This window comes from Ancylobacter tetraedralis (genome assembly GCF_014195655.1).
In the GTDB taxonomy this organism is placed as follows: Bacteria; Pseudomonadota; Alphaproteobacteria; order Rhizobiales; family Xanthobacteraceae; genus Ancylobacter; species Ancylobacter tetraedralis.
Genome location: NZ_JACICD010000005.1, coordinates 293,929 through 319,034, shown reverse-complemented (window position 1 = coordinate 319,034; position 25,106 = coordinate 293,929). Strand labels below are relative to the sequence as shown.

General features: G+C 68.2%; 26 protein-coding genes and 1 other RNA gene. 18 read left to right on the top strand and 9 right to left on the bottom strand.

Annotation, left to right across the window (positions count from 1 at the left end; translation table 11 throughout):
* Positions 1 to 210 precede the first annotated feature (210 nt).
* The 4 genes from FHS55_RS15050 to tkt all read right to left on the bottom strand — a co-directional run bounded on the left by FHS55_RS15050 (position 211) and on the right by tkt (position 5,864).
* Complete coding sequence (locus tag FHS55_RS15050; protein WP_183190585.1) at positions 211 to 1,236, bottom strand: class I fructose-bisphosphate aldolase; 1,026 nt, start codon at positions 1,234 to 1,236, stop codon at positions 211 to 213.
* Positions 1,237 to 1,370: 134 nt separating this feature from the next.
* Positions 1,371 to 2,594 (bottom strand): phosphoglycerate kinase, encoded by a 1,224-nt coding sequence (locus tag FHS55_RS15045; protein WP_183190584.1) that lies wholly within the window; start codon positions 2,592 to 2,594, stop codon positions 1,371 to 1,373.
* 76 nt (positions 2,595 to 2,670) lie between these two features.
* A complete protein-coding gene (gene gap / locus FHS55_RS15040) occupies positions 2,671 to 3,678 on the bottom strand; it encodes a type I glyceraldehyde-3-phosphate dehydrogenase (protein ID WP_183190583.1) in 1,008 nt (335 codons plus the stop codon).
* A gap of 191 nt (positions 3,679 to 3,869) precedes the next feature.
* Complete coding sequence (gene tkt / locus FHS55_RS15035) at positions 3,870 to 5,864, bottom strand: transketolase (protein ID WP_183190582.1); 1,995 nt, start codon at positions 5,862 to 5,864, stop codon at positions 3,870 to 3,872.
* Positions 5,865 to 6,178: 314 nt separating this feature from the next.
* On the opposite strand from tkt, the gene FHS55_RS15030 reads away from it, so the two are divergent.
* The 8 genes from FHS55_RS15030 to FHS55_RS14995 all read left to right on the top strand — a co-directional run bounded on the left by FHS55_RS15030 (position 6,179) and on the right by FHS55_RS14995 (position 12,178).
* Positions 6,179 to 6,514 (top strand): DUF4164 domain-containing protein, encoded by a 336-nt coding sequence (locus FHS55_RS15030; RefSeq protein WP_183190581.1) that lies wholly within the window; start codon positions 6,179 to 6,181, stop codon positions 6,512 to 6,514.
* A gap of 10 nt (positions 6,515 to 6,524) precedes the next feature.
* Entirely contained in the window at positions 6,525 to 6,908 is a 384-nt protein-coding gene (locus tag FHS55_RS15025) for a cell division protein ZapA (RefSeq protein ID WP_183190580.1), read from the top strand.
* A 75-nt stretch (positions 6,909 to 6,983) separates the two neighbouring features.
* Positions 6,984 to 8,240: a S8 family peptidase gene (locus tag FHS55_RS15020; RefSeq protein WP_183190579.1), complete on the top strand. Its 1,257-nt coding sequence runs from the start codon at positions 6,984 to 6,986 to the stop codon at positions 8,238 to 8,240.
* A 111-nt stretch (positions 8,241 to 8,351) separates the two neighbouring features.
* Entirely contained in the window at positions 8,352 to 8,579 is a 228-nt protein-coding gene (locus FHS55_RS15015) for a hypothetical protein (protein ID WP_183190578.1), read from the top strand.
* Between the two features lie 100 nt (positions 8,580 to 8,679).
* Entirely contained in the window at positions 8,680 to 9,468 is a 789-nt protein-coding gene (locus tag FHS55_RS15010; RefSeq protein ID WP_183190577.1) for an inositol monophosphatase family protein, read from the top strand.
* A 130-nt stretch (positions 9,469 to 9,598) separates the two neighbouring features.
* Positions 9,599 to 10,657, top strand: coding sequence for a flagellar motor protein MotA (locus tag FHS55_RS15005; protein WP_183190576.1), 1,059 nt, complete (start codon positions 9,599 to 9,601; stop codon positions 10,655 to 10,657).
* A complete protein-coding gene (locus FHS55_RS15000; protein WP_183190575.1) occupies positions 10,657 to 11,691 on the top strand; it encodes a peptidoglycan -binding protein in 1,035 nt (344 codons plus the stop codon). Before FHS55_RS15005 ends, FHS55_RS15000 begins: the two co-directional genes overlap by 1 nt.
* Before the next feature lie 10 nt (positions 11,692 to 11,701).
* The gene (locus FHS55_RS14995) at positions 11,702 to 12,178 is read left to right on the top strand and encodes a GNAT family N-acetyltransferase (RefSeq protein WP_183190574.1); all 477 of its coding nucleotides are present in this window, start codon (positions 11,702 to 11,704) and stop codon (positions 12,176 to 12,178) included.
* 7 nt (positions 12,179 to 12,185) lie between these two features.
* Here the strand turns inward: FHS55_RS14995 and FHS55_RS14990 are convergent, their stop codons facing one another.
* Together FHS55_RS14990 and FHS55_RS14985 are read right to left on the bottom strand one after the other, a co-directional pair.
* Entirely contained in the window at positions 12,186 to 13,115 is a 930-nt protein-coding gene (locus FHS55_RS14990) for a cation diffusion facilitator family transporter (protein ID WP_210287015.1), read from the bottom strand.
* A gap of 80 nt (positions 13,116 to 13,195) precedes the next feature.
* The gene (locus FHS55_RS14985; protein WP_183190572.1) at positions 13,196 to 15,025 is read right to left on the bottom strand and encodes an ABC transporter transmembrane domain-containing protein; all 1,830 of its coding nucleotides are present in this window, start codon (positions 15,023 to 15,025) and stop codon (positions 13,196 to 13,198) included.
* A 108-nt stretch (positions 15,026 to 15,133) separates the two neighbouring features.
* Between FHS55_RS14985 and rpmE the strand changes: the two genes are divergently transcribed.
* Positions 15,134 to 15,358, top strand: coding sequence for a 50S ribosomal protein L31 (gene rpmE, locus FHS55_RS14980; protein ID WP_183190571.1), 225 nt, complete (start codon positions 15,134 to 15,136; stop codon positions 15,356 to 15,358).
* Between the two features lie 359 nt (positions 15,359 to 15,717).
* Here rpmE and rcdA read toward each other — a convergent pair whose 3' ends face one another.
* Together rcdA and FHS55_RS14970 are read right to left on the bottom strand one after the other, a co-directional pair.
* Positions 15,718 to 16,245, bottom strand: a complete 528-nt coding sequence (rcdA, locus tag FHS55_RS14975) for a protease adaptor protein RcdA (protein ID WP_183190570.1) — start codon at positions 16,243 to 16,245, stop codon at positions 15,718 to 15,720.
* Positions 16,246 to 16,521: 276 nt separating this feature from the next.
* Complete coding sequence (locus tag FHS55_RS14970) at positions 16,522 to 16,725, bottom strand: DUF1192 domain-containing protein (RefSeq protein WP_183190569.1); 204 nt, start codon at positions 16,723 to 16,725, stop codon at positions 16,522 to 16,524.
* 167 nt (positions 16,726 to 16,892) lie between these two features.
* Here FHS55_RS14970 and FHS55_RS14965 point away from each other — a divergent pair, with 167 nt between their 5' ends.
* From FHS55_RS14965 to FHS55_RS14935, 7 genes are all read left to right on the top strand, one after another.
* On the top strand, positions 16,893 to 17,894 hold the full coding sequence (locus FHS55_RS14965) for a zinc-binding dehydrogenase (RefSeq protein ID WP_183190675.1): 1,002 nt from the start codon (positions 16,893 to 16,895) through the stop codon (positions 17,892 to 17,894).
* A 279-nt stretch (positions 17,895 to 18,173) separates the two neighbouring features.
* A non-coding RNA gene (gene ssrS / locus FHS55_RS14960) (6S RNA) lies at positions 18,174 to 18,330 on the top strand.
* Positions 18,331 to 18,341: 11 nt separating this feature from the next.
* Complete coding sequence (locus tag FHS55_RS14955) at positions 18,342 to 18,947, top strand: 5-formyltetrahydrofolate cyclo-ligase (protein ID WP_183190568.1); 606 nt, start codon at positions 18,342 to 18,344, stop codon at positions 18,945 to 18,947.
* A 3-nt stretch (positions 18,948 to 18,950) separates the two neighbouring features.
* Positions 18,951 to 19,766 carry a TIGR00282 family metallophosphoesterase gene (locus tag FHS55_RS14950; RefSeq protein WP_183190567.1) on the top strand — a complete coding sequence of 272 codons (816 nt, stop codon included), beginning with the start codon at positions 18,951 to 18,953 and terminating at the stop codon, positions 19,764 to 19,766.
* Between the two features lie 100 nt (positions 19,767 to 19,866).
* On the top strand, positions 19,867 to 20,088 hold the full coding sequence (locus FHS55_RS14945; protein WP_183190566.1) for a hypothetical protein: 222 nt from the start codon (positions 19,867 to 19,869) through the stop codon (positions 20,086 to 20,088).
* Positions 20,089 to 20,168: 80 nt separating this feature from the next.
* Entirely contained in the window at positions 20,169 to 20,915 is a 747-nt protein-coding gene (locus tag FHS55_RS14940) for a YebC/PmpR family DNA-binding transcriptional regulator (protein ID WP_183190565.1), read from the top strand.
* 273 nt (positions 20,916 to 21,188) lie between these two features.
* Entirely contained in the window at positions 21,189 to 22,517 is a 1,329-nt protein-coding gene (locus FHS55_RS14935; RefSeq protein ID WP_183190564.1) for an LLM class flavin-dependent oxidoreductase, read from the top strand.
* A gap of 8 nt (positions 22,518 to 22,525) precedes the next feature.
* Here the strand turns inward: FHS55_RS14935 and FHS55_RS14930 are convergent, their stop codons facing one another.
* Positions 22,526 to 23,272, bottom strand: a complete 747-nt coding sequence (locus FHS55_RS14930) for a sulfite exporter TauE/SafE family protein (protein WP_183190563.1) — start codon at positions 23,270 to 23,272, stop codon at positions 22,526 to 22,528.
* A 214-nt stretch (positions 23,273 to 23,486) separates the two neighbouring features.
* Here FHS55_RS14930 and FHS55_RS14925 point away from each other — a divergent pair, with 214 nt between their 5' ends.
* On the top strand, positions 23,487 to 24,419 hold the full coding sequence (locus tag FHS55_RS14925; protein WP_183190562.1) for a DMT family transporter: 933 nt from the start codon (positions 23,487 to 23,489) through the stop codon (positions 24,417 to 24,419).
* A gap of 160 nt (positions 24,420 to 24,579) precedes the next feature.
* Positions 24,580 to 25,095 carry a crossover junction endodeoxyribonuclease RuvC gene (ruvC, locus tag FHS55_RS14920; RefSeq protein WP_183190561.1) on the top strand — a complete coding sequence of 172 codons (516 nt, stop codon included), beginning with the start codon at positions 24,580 to 24,582 and terminating at the stop codon, positions 25,093 to 25,095.
* Positions 25,096 to 25,106: the final 11 nt, after the last annotated feature.

The following is a 25,106-nucleotide window of genomic DNA, read 5'->3' as shown; positions in this document are numbered from 1 at the left end:
GGCTCGTGCCCGGATGTGGTGGTGACGATCGTGAAATCCCCGGGCCGGCGCCTGGGGATTTTCTTTTGCGGCGACCGCCGGCCTCGGCCCGGGTGTGCAGGGATAGGCTCGCGCGGGCGTCGGCGATGCGGCTGTCGACCGGTAAAAAAGCAAGGCGCCGCCCGGGGGGGGGGCGGCGCCTCTGGTGTTAAAGCACAGGCCCGACAGGTGTCAGGCGGCGCTCTTGTGCTCGATTTCCGGCGTCCACTGACCCAGCGCCGCGAGGTAGTTCATCCGGGCGCGGTGGGTGAAGGCGGCCTGCCCGGCGGCCCAGTTCTCCGGCTTGCCCGACCACGCCTTCTGCGGCGCGGCCTGCAGCGCGCGGCCATAGGAGAAGGTGAGGTTCCAAGGCAGGGCGCCGGCGCGGATCATCGCGTCGAGATGGGCGGTGGCTTCCTCGTCCGACTGGCCGCCCGACAGGAAGGCGACGCTCGGCACCGCCGGCGGCACCGTGTTCTTCAGCAGCTTCACGGTCTTCTCGGCAACCTCGGCGACCGAGGCCTGCTTCGCCGACTTCTTGCCGGCGATGGCCATGTTCGGCTTCAGCACCATGCCTTCCAGCTTCACGCGGCCGTAGAACAGCTGCTGGAACACTTCCTTCAGCACCCATTCCGTCACGTCGTAGCAGCGGTCGATATCGTGGTCGCCGTCCATCAGCACTTCCGGCTCGACGATCGGCACGATGCCGGCGGCCTGGGCGAGCGCGGCATAGCGGGCCAGAGCCTGCGCATTGGCAAGGATGGAGGTGTAGCTCGGGATATCGGCGCCGATATCGATCACCGCGCGCCACTTCGCGAAGCGCGCGCCGAGGTCGTAATATTCCTTGAAGCGCTCGCCGAGGCCGTCGAGGCCCTCGGTGATGGTCTCGCCCGGGCAGCCCGGCTGCGGCTTGGCGCCGAGATCGACCTTGATGCCGGGGATGGAGCCGGCCTGGGTGATCAGATCGACCAGCGGCGTGCCGTCCTTGGCCTTCTGGCGGATGGTCTCGTCGTACAGGATGACGCCCGAGATATAATCGGTCATCGCCTCGGTCGACCGGAACAGCAGCTCGCGATAATCGCGGCGGTTGTCGAAGGTGGATTCGACGCCGATGGCATCGAAGCGCTTCTTGATCGTGCTCGTGCTCTCGTCGGCGGCCAGAATGCCCTTGCCGCCCGCCGCCAGCTTGTACGCAACCTCTTCGAGGCTCGCCGTCATATCTCTCTCCCGCGCGAAACAGATAGTCCCGGCCACGCGGCATGTTTCACCCACGCGGCCGGGCCGGTTACATCAGTCGCATCCGCCCGGACTTGTCCCGATTGACGGGCTTCTCCACCGGACCGGACGATCGTTCAGCGGCGCAGCGCCTCGACGCCCGGCAGGGCCTTGCCCTCCAGCCATTCGAGGAAGGCACCGCCCGCCGTCGATACATAGGTGAAGCGTTCCGCCACACCCGCATGGTTGAGCGCCGCCACCGTGTCGCCGCCGCCGGCGACCGAGAGCAGCTGGCCCGCGTCGGTCAGTTCCGCCGCCGCCTTCGCCACCGCGACCGTCGCCGTGTCGAAGGGCGGCAGCTCGAAGGCGCCGAACGGGCCGTTCCACACTACGGTCTTCGCAGCATGCAATTTCTCGATGACCTGCGCGATGGAGGCCGGGCCGGCATCGAGCATCATCTCGTCCGGCTGGATGTCGTCGACCGAAGCGACGCGGTGCGGGGCGTTGGCCCTGAACTCGGTCGCGGCCAGCGCGTCGACCGGCAGCACGATCTCGCAGCCGGCCGCCTTGGCCTTGTCGAGAATCTCCAGCGCCGTCCCGGCAAGGTCGTGCTCGCACAGCGACTTGCCGACATGTCTGCCCTGGGCGGCAAGGAAGGTGTTGGCCATGCCGCCGCCGATGACCAGAATGTCGACCTTGGCAACGAGATTGCCGAGCAGTTCCAGCTTGGACGAGACCTTGGCGCCGCCGACCACGGCGAGCACGGGGCGCTGCGGCTTCTCCAGCGCCTTGGCCAGCGCCTCGATTTCCACCTGCATGCAGCGTCCGGCAAAGGCCGGCAGCGTGTGCGCCAGCCCCTCGGTGGAGGCGTGGGCGCGGTGGGCGGTGGCGAAGGCATCGTTGACATAGAGATCGCCGAGCGCGGCCAGCGCGGCGACGAAGTCGGGGTCGTTCTTCTCTTCCCGCTTGTCGAAGCGGGTATTCTCCAGCAGCAGCACCTCGCCGGGCTGGAGCTTTTCCACCGCCGCCGCGGCTACCTCACCGATGGTGGCGGGGGCGAAGGCGACCGGCCGGCCGAGCCGGGAGGCGACCTCGCCGGCGATGGGCGCCAGCGACAGCGCCGGGTCCTCGCCCTTGGGCCGGCCGAAATGGGCCAGCAGGATGACCTTGCCGCCCTTGTCGGCGATTTCGCGGATGGTCGGCAGCACGGCCTGGATGCGGGTGTCGTCGGTGACCCGGCCGGCATCCATCGGCACGTTCAGGTCCACGCGCACCAGCACACGCTTGGCCGCGACATCGGCGTCGTCGAGCGTGCGGAAGGCCGAAGCCTCGCCGGACGCGCCATTAGAAGCCTCACTCATGGGTTCCTCCTCGGGTTTTGTTGATCTTGATGCGAAACGGCCGGGCCTCTTGGCGGAGGGCCCGGCCGGAACTCGTTCAGATCAGCTTGCCGAGGGCGACCGCCGTATCCGACATGCGGTTCGAGAAGCCCCATTCATTGTCGTACCAGGACAGCACCCGGACGAAATTGCCTTCCAGCACCTTGGTCTGGTCGAAATGGAAGATCGAGGAGTGGGGGTCGTGGTTGAAGTCGGAGGAGACGTTCGGCTGCGTCGTGTAGCCGAGAATGCCCTTGAGCGGACCATCGGCGGCGGCCTTGATGGCGGCGTTGATCTCGTCCTTCGTCACGTTCTTCTTGGCGACGAACTTGAAGTCGACCACCGAGACGTTCGGGGTGGGCACGCGGAGCGAGGTGCCGTCGAGCTTGCCGGCGAGTTCCGGCAGCACGAGGCCGACCGCCTTGGCAGCGCCCGTGGTGGTCGGGATCATCGACAGCGCCGCGGCGCGGGCGCGGTAGAGATCCTTGTGCATCGTGTCCAGCGTGGGCTGGTCGCCGGTATAGGAGTGGATGGTCGTCATGAAGCCATGGTCGATGCCGAACGCGTCGTTCAGCACCTTGGCCACCGGCGCCAGGCAATTGGTGGTGCAGGAGGCGTTGGAGATGACCAGGTGATCCCGGGTCAGCTTGTCGTGGTTCACGCCGAACACGACCGTCAGGTCCGCGCCGTCCGAGGGGGCGGAGACCACCACGCGCTTGGCGCCAGCTTCGAGATGAAGCGCGGCCTTGTCGCGCGCGGTGAAGATGCCGGTGCATTCCAGCGCGATGTCGACGCCCAGCGCCGTGTGCGGCAGCTCGGCGGGATTGCGCACCGCCGTCACCTTGATCGGGCCGCGACCCACGTCGATCGTGTCGCCGTCCACCTTCACCTCGCCGGGAAAGCGACCGTGCACGCTATCGAAGCGGAACAGGTGGGCATTGGTCTCGACCGGGCCGAGATCGTTGATGGCAACGACCTCAATGTCGGTGCGACCCGATTCGATGATGGCGCGGAGCACATTCCGGCCGATGCGTCCGAAACCGTTGATGGCAACCTTGAGCGTCATGCGTCTTTCCCCAAGTAAGCTTATCTGTCGAAACCAGCCGCGCCATGGGCCTCATAGCGCGGTCGCCGTTACGACACCAGTCGCTCTTAGGGCTGATGCTTGCCCTGTGCGCAGCTGACGCAGCCTTTATGCGTCAGCTGCATGGCTAGGGCGTCCATTGCTTGTAATTTCAGCCCTTTTTACCGGTGACTTCAGGACTTCAGGCGGCTGAGCGCGGTCGCGACCACGCCTTCCACCGTAATGCCGAAATGCGCGAAGACTTCCGGCGCCGGACCCGAGGCGCCGAAGCCGTGCATGCCGACGAAGGCGGCATCGGAGCCGACAATGGCGTCCCAGCCCTGGCGGATCGCCGCTTCGATGGCGATCTTCACCGGCGCCTTGCCCACCACCTGCTTGCGGCTCTCGTCCGGCTGGTTGAGGAACAGTTCGAAGCTGGGCACGGAGACCACGCGGGTCGGCACGCCCTGCGCCTGCAACTGCTCGCGCGCAGCCATGGCGAGGGAGACCTCGGAGCCGGAGGCGAACAGCGAGACCTTCGCCTCGCCCGAGGCCGCCACCAGCTCATAGGCGCCGCGCGCGGTGAGGCAGCGCTCGGTGCCCGCGTCGGTGCGCAGCAGCGGCAGGTTCTGGCGGGTGAGCGCCAGAACGCTCGGCCCGGTCTTGTGCTCCAGCGCCAGCTTCCAGGCTTCCGCCGTCTCCACCGTGTCGCACGGGCGGAAGACGAGGAGGTTGGGGATGGCGCGCAGCGCGGCGATCTGTTCCACCGGCTGGTGGGTGGGGCCGTCCTCGCCGACGCCGATGGAATCATGGGTGAAGACATAGACCACGCGCACGCCCATCAGCGCCGCGAGGCGGATGGAGGGGCGGCAATAATCGGAGAACACCAGGAAGGTGCCGCCATAGGGAATGAAGCCGCCATGCAGCGCGATGCCGTTCATCGCCGCCGCCATGCCGTGCTCGCGGATGCCCCAGTTCACATAGCGGCCGTCATATTTGGGCGGCTCGACATAGACAGAGGTGGCCTTGGTCTTGGTATTGTTGGAATGGGTGAGATCGGCCGAGCCGCCGAGCATTTCCGGCAGCGCGGCGGTGAGCGCCTCCAGCACGATTTCCGACGACTTGCGGGTGGCGACCGCGCCGCCGTCGGCGCGGGCCTTGGCGATCACGCCGGCCACCACATCGGAGGTGCGGGACGGCAGGTCGCCGCGCACGCGACGCTCGAACTCGCCGCGCTTTTCGAGATCGGCGGCCTTGAGGCGCTCCGACCACGCCTTGTGCGCCTGGCGCGAGCGCAGGCCGGCGAGGCGCCAGGCGTCCAGAACGTCGCTGGGGATCACGAAGGGCTCGTATTCCCAGTTCAGGAAGGCGCGGGCGGCGGCGATTTCCGCGGCGCCGAGCGGGGCGCCATGCACGCCATTGGTGCCGCCCTTGTTGGGCGCGCCATAGCCGATGGTGGTGCGGCAGGCGATGAGCGAGGGCTTGTTGGAGGTCTTGGCGCGCTCGATGGCGGCGAGAATGGCGTCCGGGTCATGGCCGTCGACGCGGGTGGCGTTCCAGCCGGAGGCCTCGAAGCGGGCGAGCTGGTCGGTGGCGACCGAAAGCGAGGTCGGTCCGTCGATGGTGATGTGGTTGTCGTCCCAGAAGACGATCAGCTTGTTCAGCTTCTGGCGGCCGGCGATCTCGATCGCCTCTTCCGAGATGCCTTCCATCAGGCAGCCGTCGCCGCAGATGACATAGGTGTGGTGGTCGACCAGGTCCGAGCCGAACTGCGCCGCGAGCATGCGCTCCGCCAGCGCGAAGCCGACCGAGTTGGCGAGGCCCTGGCCGAGCGGGCCGGTCGTGGTCTCGATGCCGACCGTGTGGCCATATTCCGGGTGGCCGGGCGTACGCGAGCCGAGCTGGCGGAAATTCTTGATGTCGTCGATCGTCATCCCCTCATAGCCGGTGAGGTAGAGCAGCGAATAGATGAGCATCGAGCCGTGGCCGGCGGAGAGGATGAAACGGTCGCGGTCCGGCCAGTGCGGGTCGGTCGGATCGAATTTCAGCACCTTGCCGAACAGCACCGTCGCGACATCCGCCATGCCCATGGGCATGCCGGGGTGGCCCGACTTGGCGGCTTCGACGGCATCCATCGCCAGCGCGCGGATGGCGTTGGCCATGCGATCATGCTTTTCGCGGTTCGACATGAGGGCTGATGTCTCCGAGGGGGAACGCGTTGTCTCTTAGGCGTGCGTGCATCACGGGCCGCTTCGATGCGACACCGCGTGATTGGGTCTGCCGCGGTGCGGGAGGCCGGGTCGAGTGATAGCACCACGCCGGTCTCTGTCAAACGCGCTGGCCGCTACAAGCGTATGACAGCGTTTGAATACCAGGCTGCGGAACGGCGCATCGGTTGACGCCTGACCCAATGGAAGGCTCAATAGCGCCAAAATCCCCTGCGAGATCGCGGGAATGGGGCCTCTTCCGGGGCCGCCCGATCCCAGACCGGAGCGTCGATGCCATGAATCCTTCGGCGAACCATCATCCTTCGGCCCATTCCTCGGCGATCGATCCGGCCGGCGAGCCCACCGCGCTGCAGGCCGCGCTCAAGCGCTTCGACGACGCTGTCGAGACGCTCGGCGTGGCGATCCAGCGCCGGCTGGAGGTGGAGCGCCAGGAGGCCGCGCTGGCGCAGCAGTTGCACGTCTTCGGAGCCGACCGTTCGCGCTTGGCCGATGCGCTGGACGGCGCGCAGGCCCGGGCCGAGCGGCTGGAAGGGGCCAATGAGGAGGTCTCGCGCCGGCTCGGCAGCGCGATGGAAACCATTCGCGCGGTGCTCGCCGCGCATCAGCGCTGAAAGGTCGGCCATGGCCCATGTCACCGTCACCATCGGCGGGCGCGCCTATCGCATGGCCTGCGACGACGGGCAGGAGGACCACCTCGCCCGGCTCGGCGAGCAGGTGGACGAGCGGATCGACCAGCTGCGCATTGCTTTCGGCGAGATCGGCGACCAGCGCCTGAGCGTTATGGCGGCGATCACCCTTGCCGACGAACTGAGCGAGGCGCGCCGGCGGATCCAGGCGCTGGAGCGCGACAGCGCCGCCGAGCGCGGCGCGCGTGACCAGGCGGTGCGGCAGATGATCGAGGCCGAGGCGGAGATCGCCGGCACCATCGTCACCGCCGCCGAGCGGCTGGAAGACCTGGCCCGCGAGCTGGGCCCCAGCCCGTCCGGCCGGGTCGGCATGGGCTGAGTAAACGTCAGAATATTGTTGCGCGCAAAGGTTGCATTATTTATCGTTTCCCGAAAAGGTAGTTCGGGGGAAGGTATGGACCGCATCTTCATTCGCGTGCCGTCGCAAGACCTGAGACTTGATCTTCTGACGGGTGCCGCTCTGGAACTGAAGGGCCGTCGGCCGGTCGCCTCCTTCTCGCAATCCGACACGCTGCTGATGGATGTCGATGATGACGAGCGTCATCGCCTGCTCGTGCTGGGGGCGCAGGTCTTCAGCGACGTGCAGTTCGACGTGCTGCCGGGAATTTCCGGCGGGGAGGACGGTCGGTGCGGCATCCACGAGAATGTACCCGCAGATGGCCGCTTGTCGCCGGCAGGGGGAAGGGTCGCCGGAAATCTCCGTGAGGTGATCGCGCAGATCGGCGCACCTTCGGCTTGGGAACACGCGCGCGGACAGGGCGTCACGATCGCCGTCGTCGATACGGGCATCGTGCAGAACCTGCGCGAACTGCCTATGCCTCGGCGTTCCGCCGTCGATCTGAGCGATGCTTTCCGTGGGCAGATCTGGGCCGACGACGTGGGGCATGGCTCGATGTGCGCGGCCATTGCCGCGGGATCATCGATTGCCGGGGCCTATGACGGCGTGGCGCCGGAAGCTCGCGTGCTGTCCGCGCGCAGCAACCTCAGATCGGTCGATCTCTTCCGCATCTACGACAATCTGTTGCGGTCCCTCGACAATGGCGACTTGCAGGGGAGGGTGGTGGCGACGAATTCCTATGGTCTGTACGTCTGCGATTCGCCCGGCGTGATGCCGCAGGACCATCCCTTCATGAGCGTCATCGAATCCGCCGTCGCCGCAGGCGTCTTCGTGTGCTTCGCCGCTGGCAATAACCACTACAGCGACGTGTGTCGCTACGAGCCGGACAAGTGCGGCCCCAATTCGATCTGGGGCCCGAATTCGCACGACATGGTCGTCAGCGTGGGCACGGTCAACCGGGCGCTCAGCAACTGCGATTCCTTGACGCCTCACGCTAATTCCAGCCGTGGTCCGGGCGAATGGGCGAAGCACCATCCCAAGCCGGATTGCGTCGCGCCAACCTATGGCATCGTGCCGTGGGGAGACGGTTACGAGGACATGCCTTGGTGGGGAACCTCGGGCGCGTGTCCTCAAGTCGCCGGATTGGCGGCGCTCGTCCTGTCCGTCGCTCCGCAGGCGTCACCAGCCCAAGTCGCGGCGACCATCCGGGACACTTGCACGGCCCTGCCCGAGGGGGCAAACTGCGTCGGCCGGGGTATGATCAATTGTGAGGCTGCGGTCCACAAAGCCATGCGGGATTTGCGCGTCGCGTGATGGGCGTCGTGTGGCAAGGGCGCGGTTGGCGCTGGCGAAGGCGCGAATGGTGCCTATATATTCTGCTAGCGCATGGGTTGTGGGGCGCGCCCCGGACGTTCGGAGGTGGAATTGCTGCTACGTTTCTCAAGCCGCGACGAGCTGGCCGAATTCGTGCGGCAGGTCACTCGAGAGGCACCCGCGATCGCGAGCCGGATTCGGTCGTCCTATTCCCAGCCGACCGTGGCGACCGTCACACTGGACGACTTTCGTGACGAGCAGCGACTGAGGTCCATGGCGGCGGGCTCATCGGTGAAGATCTTCGACGACGTGACGCTCAAGGTGATGGGCGCGTCGTGACGCGGGACGAACCGCTGCGGTAGTTTATCGCTTGACGCTGGCGCCGTCGAACGGCAGAGGGTGCAGCCTTATCCTGACCGCCCGCGCCGGAACCGCCGCCATGATCCGCACTCCCCTGATGACCGTCATGGTCCAGGCCGTCCGCAAGGCCGGTCGCTCCCTCATCCGCGATTTCGGCGAGGTTGAGAACCTGCAGGTCTCGCTCAAGGGGCCGGGCGACTTCGTTTCCAATGCCGACCGCAAGGCCGAGCGCATCCTGCACGACGAACTCGCCAAGGCGCGGCCGAGCTTCGGCTTCCTCATGGAGGAGAGCGGCGAGGTCGAGGGCAGCGACGCCAGCCACCGCTGGATCATCGACCCGCTCGACGGCACCACCAATTTCCTGCACGGCATCCCGCTCTTCGCCGTCTCGCTGGGTCTGGCGCGTGACGGCGTGCCGATCGCCGGCGTCATCCACAATCCGGCCACCGACGAATTGTTCATCGCCGAGAAGGGCGCGGGCGCCTTCATGAACGACCGGCGCATCCGCGTCGCCGCGCGCCGGAACCTCGCCGACAGCGTCATTTCCTGCGGCCTGCCGCATATGGGCCGCGGCGATTTCGCGCGGTTCGGGCGCGAATATGGCGCGCTGGGGCCGAAGGTCTCCGGCCTGCGCCGCACCGGCGCGGCCGCGTTGGACCTCGCCTGGGTGGCGGCGGGGCGGTTCGACGGTTTCTGGGAACGCGGGCTGAAGCCCTGGGACATGGCGGCCGGAATCGTGCTGGTGCGCGAGGCGGGCGGCTATGTCAGCGATCTCGACGACGGCGACAAGATGCTCGCCAAGGGCGACATTATCGTCGGCAACGAGACCATCCGCCGCGACCTGCTGGGCGTGCTGCGCGGGGTCTGAGCTTCTGCCGGTAAACATCCTGTAAGATTAAGCAAATCCGCAGCATTTCATTTCCGCCCGTCTGTGGCATAGTCCCGAACAGGGTTGTCTCGGGGCGGGACGGCCGCCGATATGAGAGACGGCTTGGGGCATGGACGCGACGGATCCCTTTCATAAACTTTCTTCGCCGCGCATCTTTCTGGTGCGGATGTTCGTGTTCCTGCTGCTGTGCATTGCGCTGGCATCCGTTCTGCACGAACAGATCTGGCGCGCCTTCCTCAACAATCCCGGCCTCAATGGGGTGATCTTCGGCGTGCTGTTCATCGGCACGGTGTTTGCCTTCCGCCAGGTGGTGCGCCTCCTGCCCGAGGTGGAGTGGGTCAACAGCTTCCGCGTGGCCGACCCCGGCCTGGAGGTACGGCGCGGGCCGCGGCTGCTGGCGCCGATGGCGTCGCTGCTGGGCGACCGGGTCGGGCGCATGGCGATCTCGCAGGCCACCATGCGCGGGATCCTGGAATCGATCGGCACCCGGCTCGACGAGGCGCGCGACCTGCTGCGGTACCTCACCGGTCTCTTGATCTTCCTCGGTCTGCTCGGCACCTTCTGGGGCCTGCTCGACACGGTGGGCTCCATCGCCCGCGTCATCGGCTCGCTCAATGTCGGGCCGGAATCGGCCTCGGTGCTGGACACGATGAAATCCGGCCTCGCCGCGCCGCTGGGCGGCATGGGCCTCGCCTTCTCGTCCTCGCTGTTCGGCCTCGCCGGCTCGCTTGTGCTCGGCTTCCTCGATCTCCAGGCCGGCCAGGCGCAGAACCGCTTCTACACCGACCTCGAGGACTGGCTCTCCACCACCGTGGAGGACCTCAGCCTCGAAGGGCAGCTGAAGCGCGTGGCGCCGGTGCCCACCACCTATGTGCCCCCGGCAACCCCGACCGCGCGGCCGGCCGCCGCGCTGCCGCCGCCGCCCGATTTCACCCCGCTCACCGAGGCTATCGCCCGGCTGGACCGCACCATGACCGAGGCGGGCTCGACCCGCGTCACCACCGCCATGGCGCATCTGGCCGAGAGCCTGCAGGGGCTGGTGCAGCACATGCGCGGCGAGCAGCAGATGGTGCGCGACTGGGTGGAGGCGCAGGCCGAGCAGCAGAAGGACATCAAGAAGCTGCTGGAACGCCTGGCCGAGGCCAAGAGCGATCGCGAGCGCGCCTGATGGCCCTGGGACGCAGCCGGCGCGGCGAACGCACCATCGACTACTGGCCCGGCTTCGTCGACGCGCTGTCGACGCTGCTGCTGGTCTTCGTCTTCCTGCTGTCGGTCTTCGTCCTCGCGCAATTCGTGCTGACGCAGGAAATCGGCACCAAGGACGACGCCATGGCGCGACTGCAGGCGCAGATCCGCCAGCTCACCGACCAGCTGGCGCTGGAGCGGGCCAGCACCTCCGACACCGATAGCGAGATCGGCGCGCTGCGGGCGAGCCTTAGCAAGCTGGAGCAGGAGCGCGATCTGCTGCGCGAGGCGGCCACCGCCATCGCCACGCCCGAGGAAATCGCGGCGGCCGAGACGCGCGCCGTCGAACTCGCCCGCAAGCTCGGCAACGAGCAGGACGCCGTGGCGCAGGCGGCGGCGCAGATCGCCATTCTCAACGAGCAGATTTCCGCGCTGCGCCGCCAGATCGCGGCGCTGGAGGAGGCGCTGTCCATCTCCGAGCAGAAGGACAAGGAGAGCCAGTCGCGTCTCGCCGATCTCGGGCGCCGGCTCAACGTGGCGCTGGCCCAGCGGGTGCAGGAACTGACGCGCTACCGCTCCGAGTTCTTCGGCCGGCTCAGCGCCATCCTCGGCAACCGGCCGGACATTCGCCAGGTGGGCGACCGCTTCGTGTTCCAGTCCGAAATCTTCTTCGACCTCGCCTCGTCGCAGATGCGGCCCGAGGCGGCGTCCGCGCTGGATGACATCGCCAAGGCGCTGGCCGATCTCGAGCGCGAGATTCCACCGGATATCGCCTGGGTGCTGCGCGTCGACGGCCATACCGACAACCGGCCGATCCAGACGCCGCAATTCCCCTCCAACTGGGAACTGTCCGCCGCGCGGTCGATCGCGGTCGTGCAGTATCTGGCGAGCAAAGGCATTTCGCCCAAGCATCTGGTCGCCGCGGGCTTCGGCGAATATCAGCCGCTGGATACCGCCGATACCGACGAGGCGCGCGCCCGCAACCGCCGCATCGAACTCAAGCTCACCGAGAGATGATCCGCCCGCGATGACCCAACCCGCGCCCGCCGAGCTCGTCAGCTTCGAGTGGGGCCGAATGCCGGCCATGGCGGACCTTTGGGTGGAAGCCTGGCAGGAAACGATTCCGGAGATCGATTTCGAGGCCCGGCGCGGCTGGCTGTGCCACCGCGTCGGCGAGTTGATCGACGAGGGCGCGCTGTTCGTGCTGGCGGTGCGCGCGGGCAATCCCTCGGCGCTGCTGGGCTTTGCCTGCATCAACCCGCGCACGGGCTATGTCGACCAGCTGGTGGTGCATCCCGACCAGTGGGGCGGCGGCATCGCGCGCGATCTGGTCGAGGCCGCGGCCTCCCATACCCGCCACCCCTTGCAGCTCGACGTGAACGAGCAGAACGGCCGCGCGGTGCGCTTCTACGAGAAGGCGGGCTTCGTGGTCATCGACCATGGCGTGAACCCGACCTCCGGCCGCCCGACGCTGAAGATGGAGCGGCGGGCCACGCCCGTGTGAGGCGGACTCAGTCGGCCCATTCCCGATCGCCGGTGAAAATGATGGTGAGCCAGCGATCCGGGCTGTCCGGGCCGATGGCCTGGCCGATCTCGTCGCGAATGGCGTCCCACTCGCCGATGCGGCGGGCCGGGGCCTCGGCCGGCACGATGAAATAGAGCTCGATCTGCTGCGCCCGGCCGACCTTCGCGACATAGGCGCGAAAGGACAGCAGGCCATGCCGCGCCACGGCGGCGGTTGCCACGCTGTCCACATGCGCCTTCAGGCCGGCGGGCGTGACCAGCAGGATGTCGGCAAGCGCCTGCTTCACCGTGCCGATCGGCAGCGGAATGATGACGAGGCACACCAGCGCCAGAATCGCCGGATCGACATAGGGCGAGAGCCACGCATAACGCGTGCCTTCCACGCCATAGCCGATGCAGAACGCTACCAGCAGCGCCGTGGTGATGCCGCCGGACATCAGCCAGGAATGCACGTCCAGCCGGATGAAATCCGAGCGGATGCGCCGATTGGCGCGCCATTCCAGCAGCGCCGCCACCGTACAGGCAATCACCGTTACGAGCGCATAGACGATCGCCAAGCCGAATTCGAGCTCGCGCCCGCCATCGAGCAGCAGCGTCACCGCGTTGAAGAAGGCATAGGCGGAGACGCCCATCAGCAGGATGCCGTTGAGGCCCAGCACCATGGGCTCCAGATGCCAGAAGCCGACGGTGAACCGCTCCCTCAGCCGCCGCCCGGCCGAGGAGGCCTCATGCGTGTAGGTGCGGATGAGCCGCACGACGGCCAGCGCCAGCAGGCTCATGCTGGCGTCCACCAGCGAGTAGATGCCGTCGAACAGGATCGAGAACGAGCCCGACAGCAGGCCGAAGGCAATGCCGAACACCGCGATGGATACGGTGATGGCGATGGAGATACGCAGCACGCCGCTTTCGTCGCGCAGGTCGAACGTCTTGCGCAGGTCGAAGGTTTTGCGCAGGGACGGCATGCGCGCTCCCGTCGGTTATCGCGCCCCGCGCGGGTTCACCCGGCGTCGCCGAACTGCAGCGCCGCGAGGCGGGCATAGAGCCCGCCCTGCGCGACGAGGCTGTGATGGGTGCCTTCCTCCACCACCCGGCCGTGCTCCATCACGATGATGCGGTCGGCCGAGAGGACGGTGGCGAGGCGGTGGGCGATGACCAGCGTCGTGCGCCCCTGCATGGAGCGGTCGAGTGCCTGCTGCACCAGTGTCTCGCTCTCGGCATCGAGCGCGGAGGTGGCCTCGTCGAGCAGCAGGATCGGCGCGCGCCGCAGGATGGCGCGGGCGATGGCGAGGCGCTGGCGCTGGCCGCCCGAGAGCGTGACGCCCCTCTCGCCCACCGGGGTCTCCCAGCCTTCCGGCAGGCGCGCGACAAATTCGTCGGCCCGCGCCAGACGGCCGGCTTCCTCCACCTCGGCATCGCTCGCCTCTGGCCGGCCGAGCCGGATGTTCTCGCGGATCGAGCTGGCGAAGATCGCCACGTCCTGCGGCACCAGCGCGATGCGCGCGCGCACCGCCTGCGGGTCGGCCTTGGCGATGTCGACGCCATCCACCTCGACGCGCCCGCTCGCGGGGTCGTAATAGCGCAGCAGCAGCTGGAACAGCGTGCTCTTGCCCGCTCCCGAGGGGCCGACAATGGCAACGCGCTCGCCCGGCTTCACCGTGAGGCTTACCCCCGTGAGCGCCGGCAGGTCCGGGCGGGTGGGGTAGGCGAAGGCGACGTTCTCGAATCGCACCTCGCCGCGCGGCGGCTGGGGCAGGGCGAGCGGGGTGGCCGGACGCGTGACGCGCGGTGTCTCGTCCAGCAGTTCGGCGATGCGCTCGGTGGCGCCGGCGGCCTGCGAAATCTCGCCCCATACCTCGCCGAGCTGGCCGAGCCCGCTGGCCGCGAGTACGGCATAGAGCACGAACTGGCCAAGCGTGCCGGCGGTCATGGAGCCGGCGAGCACGGCATTGGCCCCGGCCCACAGGATCGCCACCACGCTGGCGAAGATGAGGAAGATGGCGACGCCGGTGAGCAGGGCGCGGGCGCGCACCGCGTCGCTCGCCGCGGTGAAGGCGTGCTCCACCTCACCATCGAAGCGCCGGGCGGCAGCCTGCTCCGCCGTGTTGGCCTGCAGGCTGCGCACCGCGCCAATGGCCTCGGCGGCGTAGGCGGAGGCTTCCGCCAGCGTGTCCTGCGCCTCGCGCGAGCGCTTGCGCACGCCGCGCCCGGCGCCGATGAGCAGGGCGACGATGATCGGAATGGCGACGAACAGCGTGGCCGAGAGCCAGGGGCTGGTGATCACCATCATCACCGCCGCGCCGATAAACAGAACGATATTGCGCAGCGCGATGGAGGCGGAGGCGCCGACGGCCGATTTGATCTGCGTCGTGTCGGCGGTGAGGCGCGAGATCAGCTCGCCCGATTTCGCCTGGTCGTAGAAGCCGCCATCAAGGGTGAGCAGATGCGCGAAGACCTGGGCGCGCAGATCCGCCACGACGCGCTCGCCGAGCGTCATGACGAGGAAGTAGCGGGCGGCTGAGGCCACCGCCAGCACGGCGACCACGCCGATCATCACCCCGAAATAGCGGTCGATGAAGCCGGCATGCTCGACATCGAAACCGAAATCGATCATGCGCCGCACTGCGATCGGCACCACCAGCGTGGCGAGGGCGGCGACGACCAGCGCGACGAACGCCGCGCTCGCCCGGCCGCGATAGCGGCGGATGAGCGGCCAGAGCGCCTTCAGCGGCGTGATGCGCGAGCGGCGGGGAGCTGGAGCGTCCGGCAGGCCGCTGGGGGAAGCGATGTCGGCACGGGTGGAGGATCGGCGTGGGGCGGCTTGTGTCACACTCTTGTCTCGGTTATAGAGCCGCTCGGATTTCCGGCAGGATCGTTTTGTAGATCGCCGCGTGGTTCCCGCAAGGGGCCGGCCGTGCGGCGACTGAGGATGCACCCCATGAAGAGCAACATCCATCCCAACTACCACTTCGTCAAAGTGGTGATGACGGACGGCACCGAGTACACGACCCGCACGACCTGGGGCAAGGAGGGTGATGTCCTCCAGCTCGATATCGATCCCAAGGTTCACCCGGCGTGGACCGGCGGTTCGACGCAGCTGCTGGACCGCGGCGGCCGCGTGTCCCGCTTCCAGAAGAAGTTCGCGGGCTTCCTCAAGGCCTGAGGCTTTTTGGCCCCAGCTTTTGCGGCCCAAGGTTTCGTGGCCCCAGGTCTTGCGACTTGAGGCTGCGGATCGCGTGGCGCTCTGGAAAGCGTGGGGCTTCGGCCGGGTCTGTGCCGGGCTGGCCTCACGTGGACAGCATGTGCGGATTGGCGGGCTCGGCCCGCCTCCGGGAGCCGCCACGGCTAGGCCTGCGTTATAGACGAATCAGCAAACCCTCGCGCGCGGTTCACCGCCCTGCGCGAGGGTTTTCGTATGTCTGCCATACCGGTGCACGTGTCCGGGCGCGGGCGCCATCCAGTGTGGCGCATGGCGGCGGTTCCGGGCTGCCCTGGTGGGGGTCGTGGGGGTCTGTCCGGGTCTCAGTGCCGCTCGAACGCCGTGCGTAACCGGCCGATCTGGCCCGCGACGGCATTGGGAGGCGATTCGGTGGCGATGTCGGCGCCGGGCCGGAGCGCCGCGTCGAGCTGGTCGATCTGCCGCTGCAGATCGTAGCTGCGGGCGATGAGATCGCGCAGCGGCTCGGGCAGCAGCGCTTCCGGCTCGGTCTCCCGCGCGGGGCCCTTGAGGTCGATCCGGCCGCGCTCGCGCTCGGCGGTCTGGGCCGACATGTCCCCCTCCGCCACGGCGCGCTGCAGCAGCAGCCAGGAGGCGAGGTGCATCAGCCGTGTCGACAGGCGCATGCTCTGTTGCGCGTAGGCGGTGAGCGCGGCGCGCGCGAGGGTGCGGCTCTCGCGGCGGCCGTCACCATCGAGATAGGCGGCGGCCTCGTCCACCAGTTCCATGCCCTGCCGGAACAGTTCGCCGAAGGCCTGCGAGGCGATGCGGCGCTCGGCAAGGTTGATCGGCACGCCGTGCCGGTGCTCGTCCTTCTTGCCCGCCGATCCCATTGCCTGTCCCCTGTGCGTCCGCTTGCCGGGCGCCGTCCCCGTTCCGCGTCGATCGGGCACTCGAACACACGATATAGCGTAGCCGCTCGCCAATGGCTGCGGCTGCGGCGCAACGCGGACGGGATAAACAAAAAAAGAGCCGCCCGGAGGCGGCTCGGAAGTCATAGACAGGGATGCGTCAAACAGAGTGGACAGGGCCACTCGCGGTCGAAAACTGGACCGACGCCAGTAATAGTTCAGAAAGCTTAACGCTTGGTTAATCGGCCCCTTCCGGGTCTAGCGCTTGAAGACATTCTCCGCCGCCTCGCGCGAGGCGCGCTTGGTCGCCAGCGTCTGTCTCAGCCGCCCGATCTCCGCTTCGAGCCGGCCGATTCGCTCCTCGATTTCGGTTTCCGACAGGGTCGAGAGATCGCCGCCGACTTCGAGACCGGCGGCCTTCCTCAGCGGCGGCACCGCGAAGGGATCATCGTCCAGGGCCATGTGCCTTCTCCCCCATTTTCATGCGTGGACCGTCTCGCCACTCCATCGGGGAGTATCTATGGCGCGGCCCGGCCGGTTGCCAGTGCCGGCGGCTTCACCTAGGACACCCGGGTGAACCGAGAAGGATGGGAAACGCCGTGACCGAGCCCGCCATGACCGAGCCCGCCGTGTCCAACCTGCCCGCCAGCATGACCGCCATCGGCCTGCCCACGCCCGGCGGCCCGGAGGCGCTGGTTCCCGAACAGCGCCCGGTGCCCCGGCCTGGGCCGGGCGAAATCCTGGTCAAGGTCGCCGCCGCCGGCGTCAACCGTCCGGATGTGATGCAGCGCAAGGGGTTCTACCCGCCGCCGCCCGGCGCCTCGGACATTCCCGGGCTGGAGATCGCCGGCGAGGTGGTGGCGCTTGGTGAGGGCGCGACCGGCTGGACGCTCGGAGACAAGGTCTGCGCGCTGGTGTCGGGCGGCGGCTATGCCGAATACTGCCTGGCGGATGCCGCCTCGGCGCTGCCGGTGCCCGCCGGGCTCTCGCTGCTTGAGGCGGCGGCGCTGCCGGAGACCTTCTTCACCGTGTGGACCAATGTGTTCGATCTGGCCGGGCTGAAGGCGGGCGAGAACTTCCTTGTCCATGGCGGCACGTCCGGTATCGGCACCACGGCGATCCAGCTGGCCAAGGCGTTCGGCGCGCGGGTGTTCGCCACCGCCGGCAGCGCGGCCAAATGCGATGTGTGCCGGGACCTCGGCGCGGATGTCGCCATCGACTACAAGACCGAGGACTTCGTCGCCGTGATCAAGGAGAAGACCGGGGGGAAGGGCGTCAACGTCATTCTCGACATGGTCGGCGGCTCCTATATCCCGCGCAATTACGAAGCCGCGTCGCCGCAGGGGCGCATCGTGCAGATCGCCTTCATGGACGGCTCGAAGGTGCAGATGGACTTCATACGGCTGATGCTGAAGCGCCTCTCGCACATGGGCTCGACGCTGCGCTCGCGCCCCAAGGCGGAAAAGGCCGCCATCGCGGCGTCGCTGCGCGAGAAGGTGTGGCCGCTGATCGAGGCCGGCACGGTGAAGCCGGTGCTGGACCGCTCCTTCCCGCTCGCGCAGGCCAGCGCCGCCCATGCGCTGATGGAAACCAGCGCCCATATCGGCAAGATCATGCTGAAGGTGGACTGAGGAATTCGGCCGAAGCGTTGAGTTCGGGGGAAGCGTTGGATTCGATGCATCCGTCTCGCGCGGGGTCCCGGCTCGGCGCGCCGGCTTCGGCTCCGCTCGTCCGGGAGACCGAGCGTCGACGTCTCCCGGACAGGTAACTCCGCAGGCGGAGCGTCGATCCCGGACCCAGCTCCGAATCCGCCGGCCGGATCCCCTGCCTTTCACCCTGCTCGCGGAAAGCTGTTCACCTTCGGCATTACCCCTCTGGCAATTCGGACCCGGTCGTCCTAGATTTGTCATGCGGGGCTGTGAGGTTCGTCCGGAGAACATATTCCCCGGGGCCTTATCGATCTCAAAGGGAGCTGTCCCTGACCGGACCCGTGGGTCCGGACACACGGCGCCCACCTACGTTGTAGGTTCCCGGGATCGATCCTCCAACGGCCATCGCGGCTCCGCACTCATCGCATCATGTCCCGCAAGTCCGACCTCACACTCGACAAGGCCAGCCTCCGCTCCATCGCCCTGGCACGCCGGGCGGCGATGCTGCCGGCTGCGCGCGAGGCGGCGGCAGAGGTGGCCGCTGCCAACGCGCTGGACTGGCTGGGCGAGGTGAGCGGCGAGATTGTCTCGGTCTTCGCCGCCATCGGTTCGGAAATCCCAACCGCGCCATTGGTGCGCCGCCTGCGCGCGGCGGGAGCGTCCATCGCTCTGCCGGTGGTGGTGGAGTGCGGCAAGCCGCTGCTGTTCCGGCTTTGGGAGCCGGGCGAGGAACTGGTGCTTTCGGCCGGTCCCGGCCGGCTGCAAATTCCCGTGCCCCCCGAATCCGCGCCGGCCGTCTCGCCGGATGTGCTGGTCGTGCCGCTGGCGGCGTTCGACGCGCTGGGCAACCGGCTCGGCTATGGCGGAGGCTTCTACGACCGCACGCTGGCGCTGCTGCGCCGGGCCAAGCGGGTCGAGGCGGTCGGCTATGCCTTCGCCGTGCAGCAGCTTCCCACCGTACCGGTCGAGGCCCATGACGAGCGGCTCGACGCCATCGCCACCGATACCGGCATCGTTCTGCCGGCCGGGGAATAAAGCATGCGCATCCTGTTTCTTGGTGACGTGGTCGGCCGGCCGGGGCGTCAGGTCGTGTTGCAGCATCTTCCCCGTCTGCGCCGGGAATGGGCGCTCGATTTCGTTGTCGTGAACGGGGAGAACGCCGCCGGCGGCTTCGGCATCACCGAGGCGATCTATGACGAGTTTCTCGAGGCCGGCGCCGATGCCGTGACGCTCGGCAATCATGCGTTCGACCAGCGCGAGGCGCTGGTATTCATCGAGCGCGCGCCGCGCCTCGTGCGCCCGGCCAATTATCCGCCGGGTACGCCGGGACGCGGCGCGGCGCTGGTCGAGGCGCAGAATGGCGCGCGGGTGCTGGTCGTCAACATGATGGGCCGTGCCTTCATGGATCCGATGGACGACCCCTTCGCGAGTATCGACCGCGAATTGGACGCCGGCCCGCTCGGGCTGGTCTCGGACGCGGTGATCATCGATTTTCACGCCGAGACCACCAGCGAGAAGCAGGCTTTCGGCCATTGGTGCGACGGGCGGGCCAGCCTGGTGGTGGGCACCCATACCCATGTGCCGACCGCCGATCACCGCATTCTCGCGGGCGGTACCGCCTACATGACGGATGTCGGCATGTGCGGCGCCTATGACGGGGTGATCGGCATGGACAAGGAAGAGCCTCTCCGCCGCTTCACCCGCAAGATCGGCTCCTCCCGCTTCGAACCGGCATCGGGGCCGGGCACGCTCTCGGGCCTCGCGGTGGAGACGAATGGCGCCGGGCGCGCGGTGAAGGTCGCTCCGGTGCGCATCGGCGGCGCGCTGGAAGAGGCCGTGCCCGCCTTCTGGTAGGGGCGCCCTGTCGCGCCCGGTCTTCGCCCGCGGGATATGTTCGACCGGCGACGTGCCCTGCGACGACCCGCCAGCGCCGTGCGATGATCCTGAGCCTTCGATGATCCTGAGCCTTCTTCGCCGGACGGCCCTTGGCGCCAGGCTGCGGGTGGAGGAGGGCGAGGACGATGCGTTCTGCCGCGAAGGGCCGGGGCGAGCCCGGCTCGCCTTGCGCGAGGAGATGGCGCGGCGGATCGCGGCGGCGCTGGCGAGCCGTCACGCGGAGCAGGCCGGGCGTGACGCGCATAGCCAGCTTTACGTGCCCGCACCCTTGCGCCTATAAGCCACGCGACATTTCGTACAGGCGACAAGCGCGGCGAAGGACCGTCAAGGGCCCCGGCCGCCAGACGTGGAGAGGCGGTCATGGCCGGTCATTCGCAATTCAAGAACATCATGCACCGCAAGGGCAAGCAGGACGCGGTGCGCTCCAAGCTGTTCTCCAAGCTGGCGCGCGAAATCACCGTGGCCGCCAAGCTCGGCATGCCCGATCCCAACATGAACCCGCGCCTGCGCGCCGCCATCCTCGCGGCCCGCGCCGAGAACATGCCCAAGGACAATATCGACCGCGCCATCAAGAAGGCGCTGGGCGGCGATGCCGAGAATTATGACGAGATCCGCTATGAGGGCTACGGCCCCGGCGGCGTCGCCGTCATCGTCGAGGCGCTGACCGACAACCGCAACCGCACCGCCTCGGAAGTGCGATCCTACTTCACCAAGTCGGGCGGTGCGCTGGCGGAAACCGGGGCGGTCTCCTTCATGTTCGACCGCATCGGCACGGTCGAGTTCGATGCCTCCCGCGCGTCCGCCGACGACATGCTGGAAGCCGCCATCGAGGCTGGCGCCGACGACGTGACGTCCGACGAGAACGGCCACGAGGTGGTCTGCTCGATCGAGAACCTGCACGAGGTTGCACGCGCGCTGGAATCCCGGTTCGGCGAGCCGCGCAAGTCCGGCCTGGTGTGGCGCCCGCAGAACACGATCGCGGTCGATGACGAGATGGCGGAGAAGCTGGTCCGCCTCATCGACACGCTGAACGACAATGACGACGTGCAGAACGTCTACGCCAATTTCGAGCTGTCCGACGCCTTCGTCGCCAAGATGAGTGCGTGAGCGCTCATCCGTCGAACCGAGGCCTGAGCGCGTGAGCGCCCGCCGTCGCCACTGGGGCGACGGCGGGCCCTCTCCCCGGCGGGGAGAGGTGCCCCGGCATGCGGCTCGGTGAGGGGCCGGATCGGCGCATCGCCGTCGGCGAGTGCCTCGTCGGAAAGCCTGCGCCGCGTCGCCCGGTATTAAATTCCGGTGACCGGTCTGGCGCCACGCGACGCCAGCACATAGCTCTCTCGGCGGGCCGGCTCCATGCCGGCGGGTACGCTCGGAGGGACCATGGCCCAGTCGCGACAGCTCCATCTCGGCGCGTTCATGCGTCCCGTGAGCATCCACACCGGCGCCTGGCGCTATCCCGGCGCTTCCCCCGACGCCAATTTCAACCTCGCCCATCTCAAGCACTTCGCCCGAACGCTGGAAGCGGCGAAGTTCGACGCCTTCTTCATGGCCGACCATCTCGCCGTGCTCAACATGCCGGTCGAGGCGCTCAAGCGCAGCCACACCGTCACCTCCTTCGAGCCCTTCACGCTGCTCTCGGCACTGGCCGGGGCGACCGAGCGGATCGGGCTGATCGCCACCTGTTCCACCACGTTCGAGGCGCCGTTCAACCTTGCCCGGCGCTTCGCATCGCTCGATCACATCAGCGGCGGGCGGGCGGGGTGGAACATCGTCACCACCTCCAATCCCGACGCGGCGTTGAATTTCGGGCTGGAGGAGCAAATCGAGCACGATGCGCGCTATGTCCGCGCCCGCGAATTCTACGACGTGGTGACGGGATTGTGGGACAGTTTCGCCGACGATGCCTTCGTGCGCGACGTGGAGAGCGGCATCTTCTTCGATCCCGCCCGTATGCATGTGCTGGACCACAAGGGCCCGCATTTCGCGGTGCGCGGCCCGCTCAACATCGCCCGCCCGGTGCAGGGCTGGCCGGTGATCGTGCAGGCGGGCGCTTCCGAGGCCGGCCGCCAGCTCGCGGCCGAGACGGCGGAAATGGTGTTCTCCGCGCCGGGCCGGATCGAGGACGCCCGCGCCTTCTATGCCGACGTGAAGGGCCGGATGGAGACGCTCGGCCGCGCGCGCGATCATCTCAAGATCCTGCCCGGTGCCTTCGTGGTGGTCGGCGACACGGTGGAGGAGGCGCGCGCCATACGCGCCCGGCTCGACAGTCTGGTCCATTACGAGAGCGCCATCGCCTCGCTCTCCATCATGCTCGGCCACGACGCTTCCGGCTTCGATCCGGATGGCCCGCTGCCGGATATCCCTCAGACCAATGCCAGCCAGAGCGGGCGCGCGCGGGTCCTCGCGCTGGCGCGGCGGGAGAATCTCACCGTGCGCCAGCTCGCCCAGCGGTTTGGCGGCTATGGCGGCCTGTCCTTTGTCGGAACGGCGGCAACCATTGCCGACGCGATGGAGGAGTGGCTCGTGACCGAGGCAAGCGACGGGTTCAACGTGATGTTTCCGTATCTGCCGGGCGGTCTGGAGGATTTCTGCGCCAAGGTGGTGCCGGAACTGCAGCGGCGCGGCCTGTTCCGCACGGAATATGAGGGCACCACGCTGCGCGAGCATCTGGGCCTGCCGCGCCCGGCCAACCGGTTCTTTCCCGCGTGAGCCCGGCGTCAGCGGCCGAACAGGCCGTCGAATAGCGGTAGGCTGAGGAAAGCCGCGCAGGCGATGATCCAGTAGGCGGCGAGGCGGAAATGGCGGTCGCTGGCGCCGCGAAAGGCGCGGGAGCCCGCGTAGAGCCCCAGGGCATAGGCCGGGCCGAGCACCAGCGACAGCCGGCCGACCTCCAGCGTCATCAGGCCATTGGCGACATAGGCGGTGCCGCTCGCCAGCGTGACCAGCGCGAAGAAGCCGAACAGGTTGGCGCGCACGAGAGAGGAAGGCTGGCCGCTGCCCAGCCAGTAGGCCACGACCGGCGGACCGGACATCTGCGCCGCGCCGCCGAGCGTGCCCGCGAGCGCGCCGATCGCCAGCGTGGTGGGCAGCCCGTGCCGGCCGGAATGGCGCCAGCCGGAGACGAGAATGCCGAGCAGCACGACGCTGAGTCCCGCCAGCGCCCAGCGCAGCGTGAGCGCATCGACGTGACGCAGCACCATGACCCCGAACGGCACCGCCACCACCGCGCCCACGGCGAGCGGCGCCACCTGCCGCCAGATGCAGGCGCGCAGCGCGGAGGCGACGAAGGGCAGGGTCAGGGCGGTGTCGATGACCAGAAGTGTCGGCGCCGCCACCTTGGGCCCGAACACCGCGCTGACCAGCGGCACGAAGATCAGCGCGCCGCCGAAGCCGGAAAAACCGCGCGTCGCCCCGGCAATGAGGGCGACCAGGGCGGCCGAGACGAGGGCCATATCGAACGGCATGGGATGTCCGGGGGCGGGAATGTCCGCGTTGAGCTGGACGTGGAGCTAGACCCCCGGCGGGCGCGCGTCAACGCGCCAGTCCATCAGCTTTCGTGACCATGCGGATCGGCAAAACTCATTTGCCTTGGTGCATCGCGCGCGCCACATTCCGGCAACTCAGCCGCGCGGCGGCATCACGCGATTGGAAGGCCGCCGTGGCGGCCGGCGATTCCCCATGCAGAAATCATCGACCGTGACCGCGGCTGGAGCCGTGGTCGATCCATCCCTCGCCGACCGGCTGGTCGGTATCGGCGCGGCGCTGCTCGCCGTCGCCATCTGGGGCGGCTGGATCGTTTCCACGCGCCATGCCGTGCATGGCCATTTGCCGCCCGTCACGGTTGGCTGGCTGCGCTTCATCGTGCCGGCCACGATGCTGGCACCGGCCTGGCTGCGGATCGGCGTGTGGCCGCGCAGGGGCCTGGTGCCCTTCCTGTTCTGCTTTTTCGGTTCGGGCGCGCTTTTCTTCCTCGTCGTCGGCAATGCGATGCGCTTCGTGCCGGCGGCCGATGTCGGGCCGCTCCTGCCCGGCACCATGCCGCTGGTGGTGGCGGTGATCTCGGTCGTCGTGCTGCGCGAGCGGCTCGGCCTCGCGCGGGCGCTCGGTTTCGCCTGCATCGCGCTCGGGGTGCTCGCGCTGGGCGGGCGGGGCGTGATGTTTCCGCAGGATGGGGCGTGGCGCGGCCATCTTCTGCTGCTGTGCGGGGCCACGATGTGGGCCGGCTACACGCTGGCCTTTCGCCGCACCGGCATGAAGGCGACCGAAATCGTCGGCCTTATCGGCCTGTGGTCGGTGATCATCCTCACCCCGTTCGGCCTGCCGGGCGTGGTGCAGGCGGTGTCCGATGGCTATGGACGCGAGGTGCTGTTGCAGCTCGTTGTGCAGGGCGTGCTGTCGGGCGTGGTCGCGCTGGTGGCGTTCGGAATCGCCATCCAGCGGCTGGGTTCCTCGCGCGCGGCGGCCTTTACCGGGCTGGTGCCGGCGCTGGCGGCGCTGATCGCGGTGCCCGTGCTCGGCGAGCATCCCGATGCCGCCGCGATTGCCGGCGTGGTGGCGACCGGCTTCGGCGTCGCGCTGGCGAGCGGGGCGTTCAGCGGGCGAGGGCGATAGGCACTGCGGCGACCGCGCCAGCGCGCCCGGCACATGGCCGATCGCGTCATGGCGGGAAGGGACCCAGCCTTCACGAAGCGTTAACCCTGTGGGCGAGGCGGAACGCCGATGCCGGCGCGCGGCCTTCACGTTCGTCCTTTGTTCGGGTACGCCCTAGGCCATGGCTGCAACCGCGATTCGCATTCTCGGGCTCGATCCCGGCCTCCGCCGCACCGGCTGGGGGGTGATCGACACCCTCGGCACGCGGCTGACCTTCGTCGCCTGCGGCACGGTGAAGCCGCCGGAGGACGCGGCGCTGGCGGTGCGGCTGGCCTTCCTGCATGCGGAACTCGCCAAGGTGCTGCGCACCCACGCGCCAGACGAAGCCGCGGTGGAGGAAACCTTCGTCAACATGAACCCCGCCTCGACGCTGAAGCTCGGCCAGGCGCGCGGGGTGGTGATGCTCACCCCCGCCATGGTCGGGGTGCCGGTCTCCGAATATGCCGCGCTGCTGGTGAAGAAGACCGTGGTCGGTGCCGGGCGAGCGGAGAAGGGGCAGATCCGCATGATGATGAAGGTTCTGCTGCCGCAGGCCGATTTCGAGACGGACGACGCGGCGGACGCCCTTGCGGTGGCCGTCACCCACGCGCAGCATCGCGGCATGGCGGCGCTCAAGGCACGGGTGGCCGCGCAGTGATCGGCAGCGGG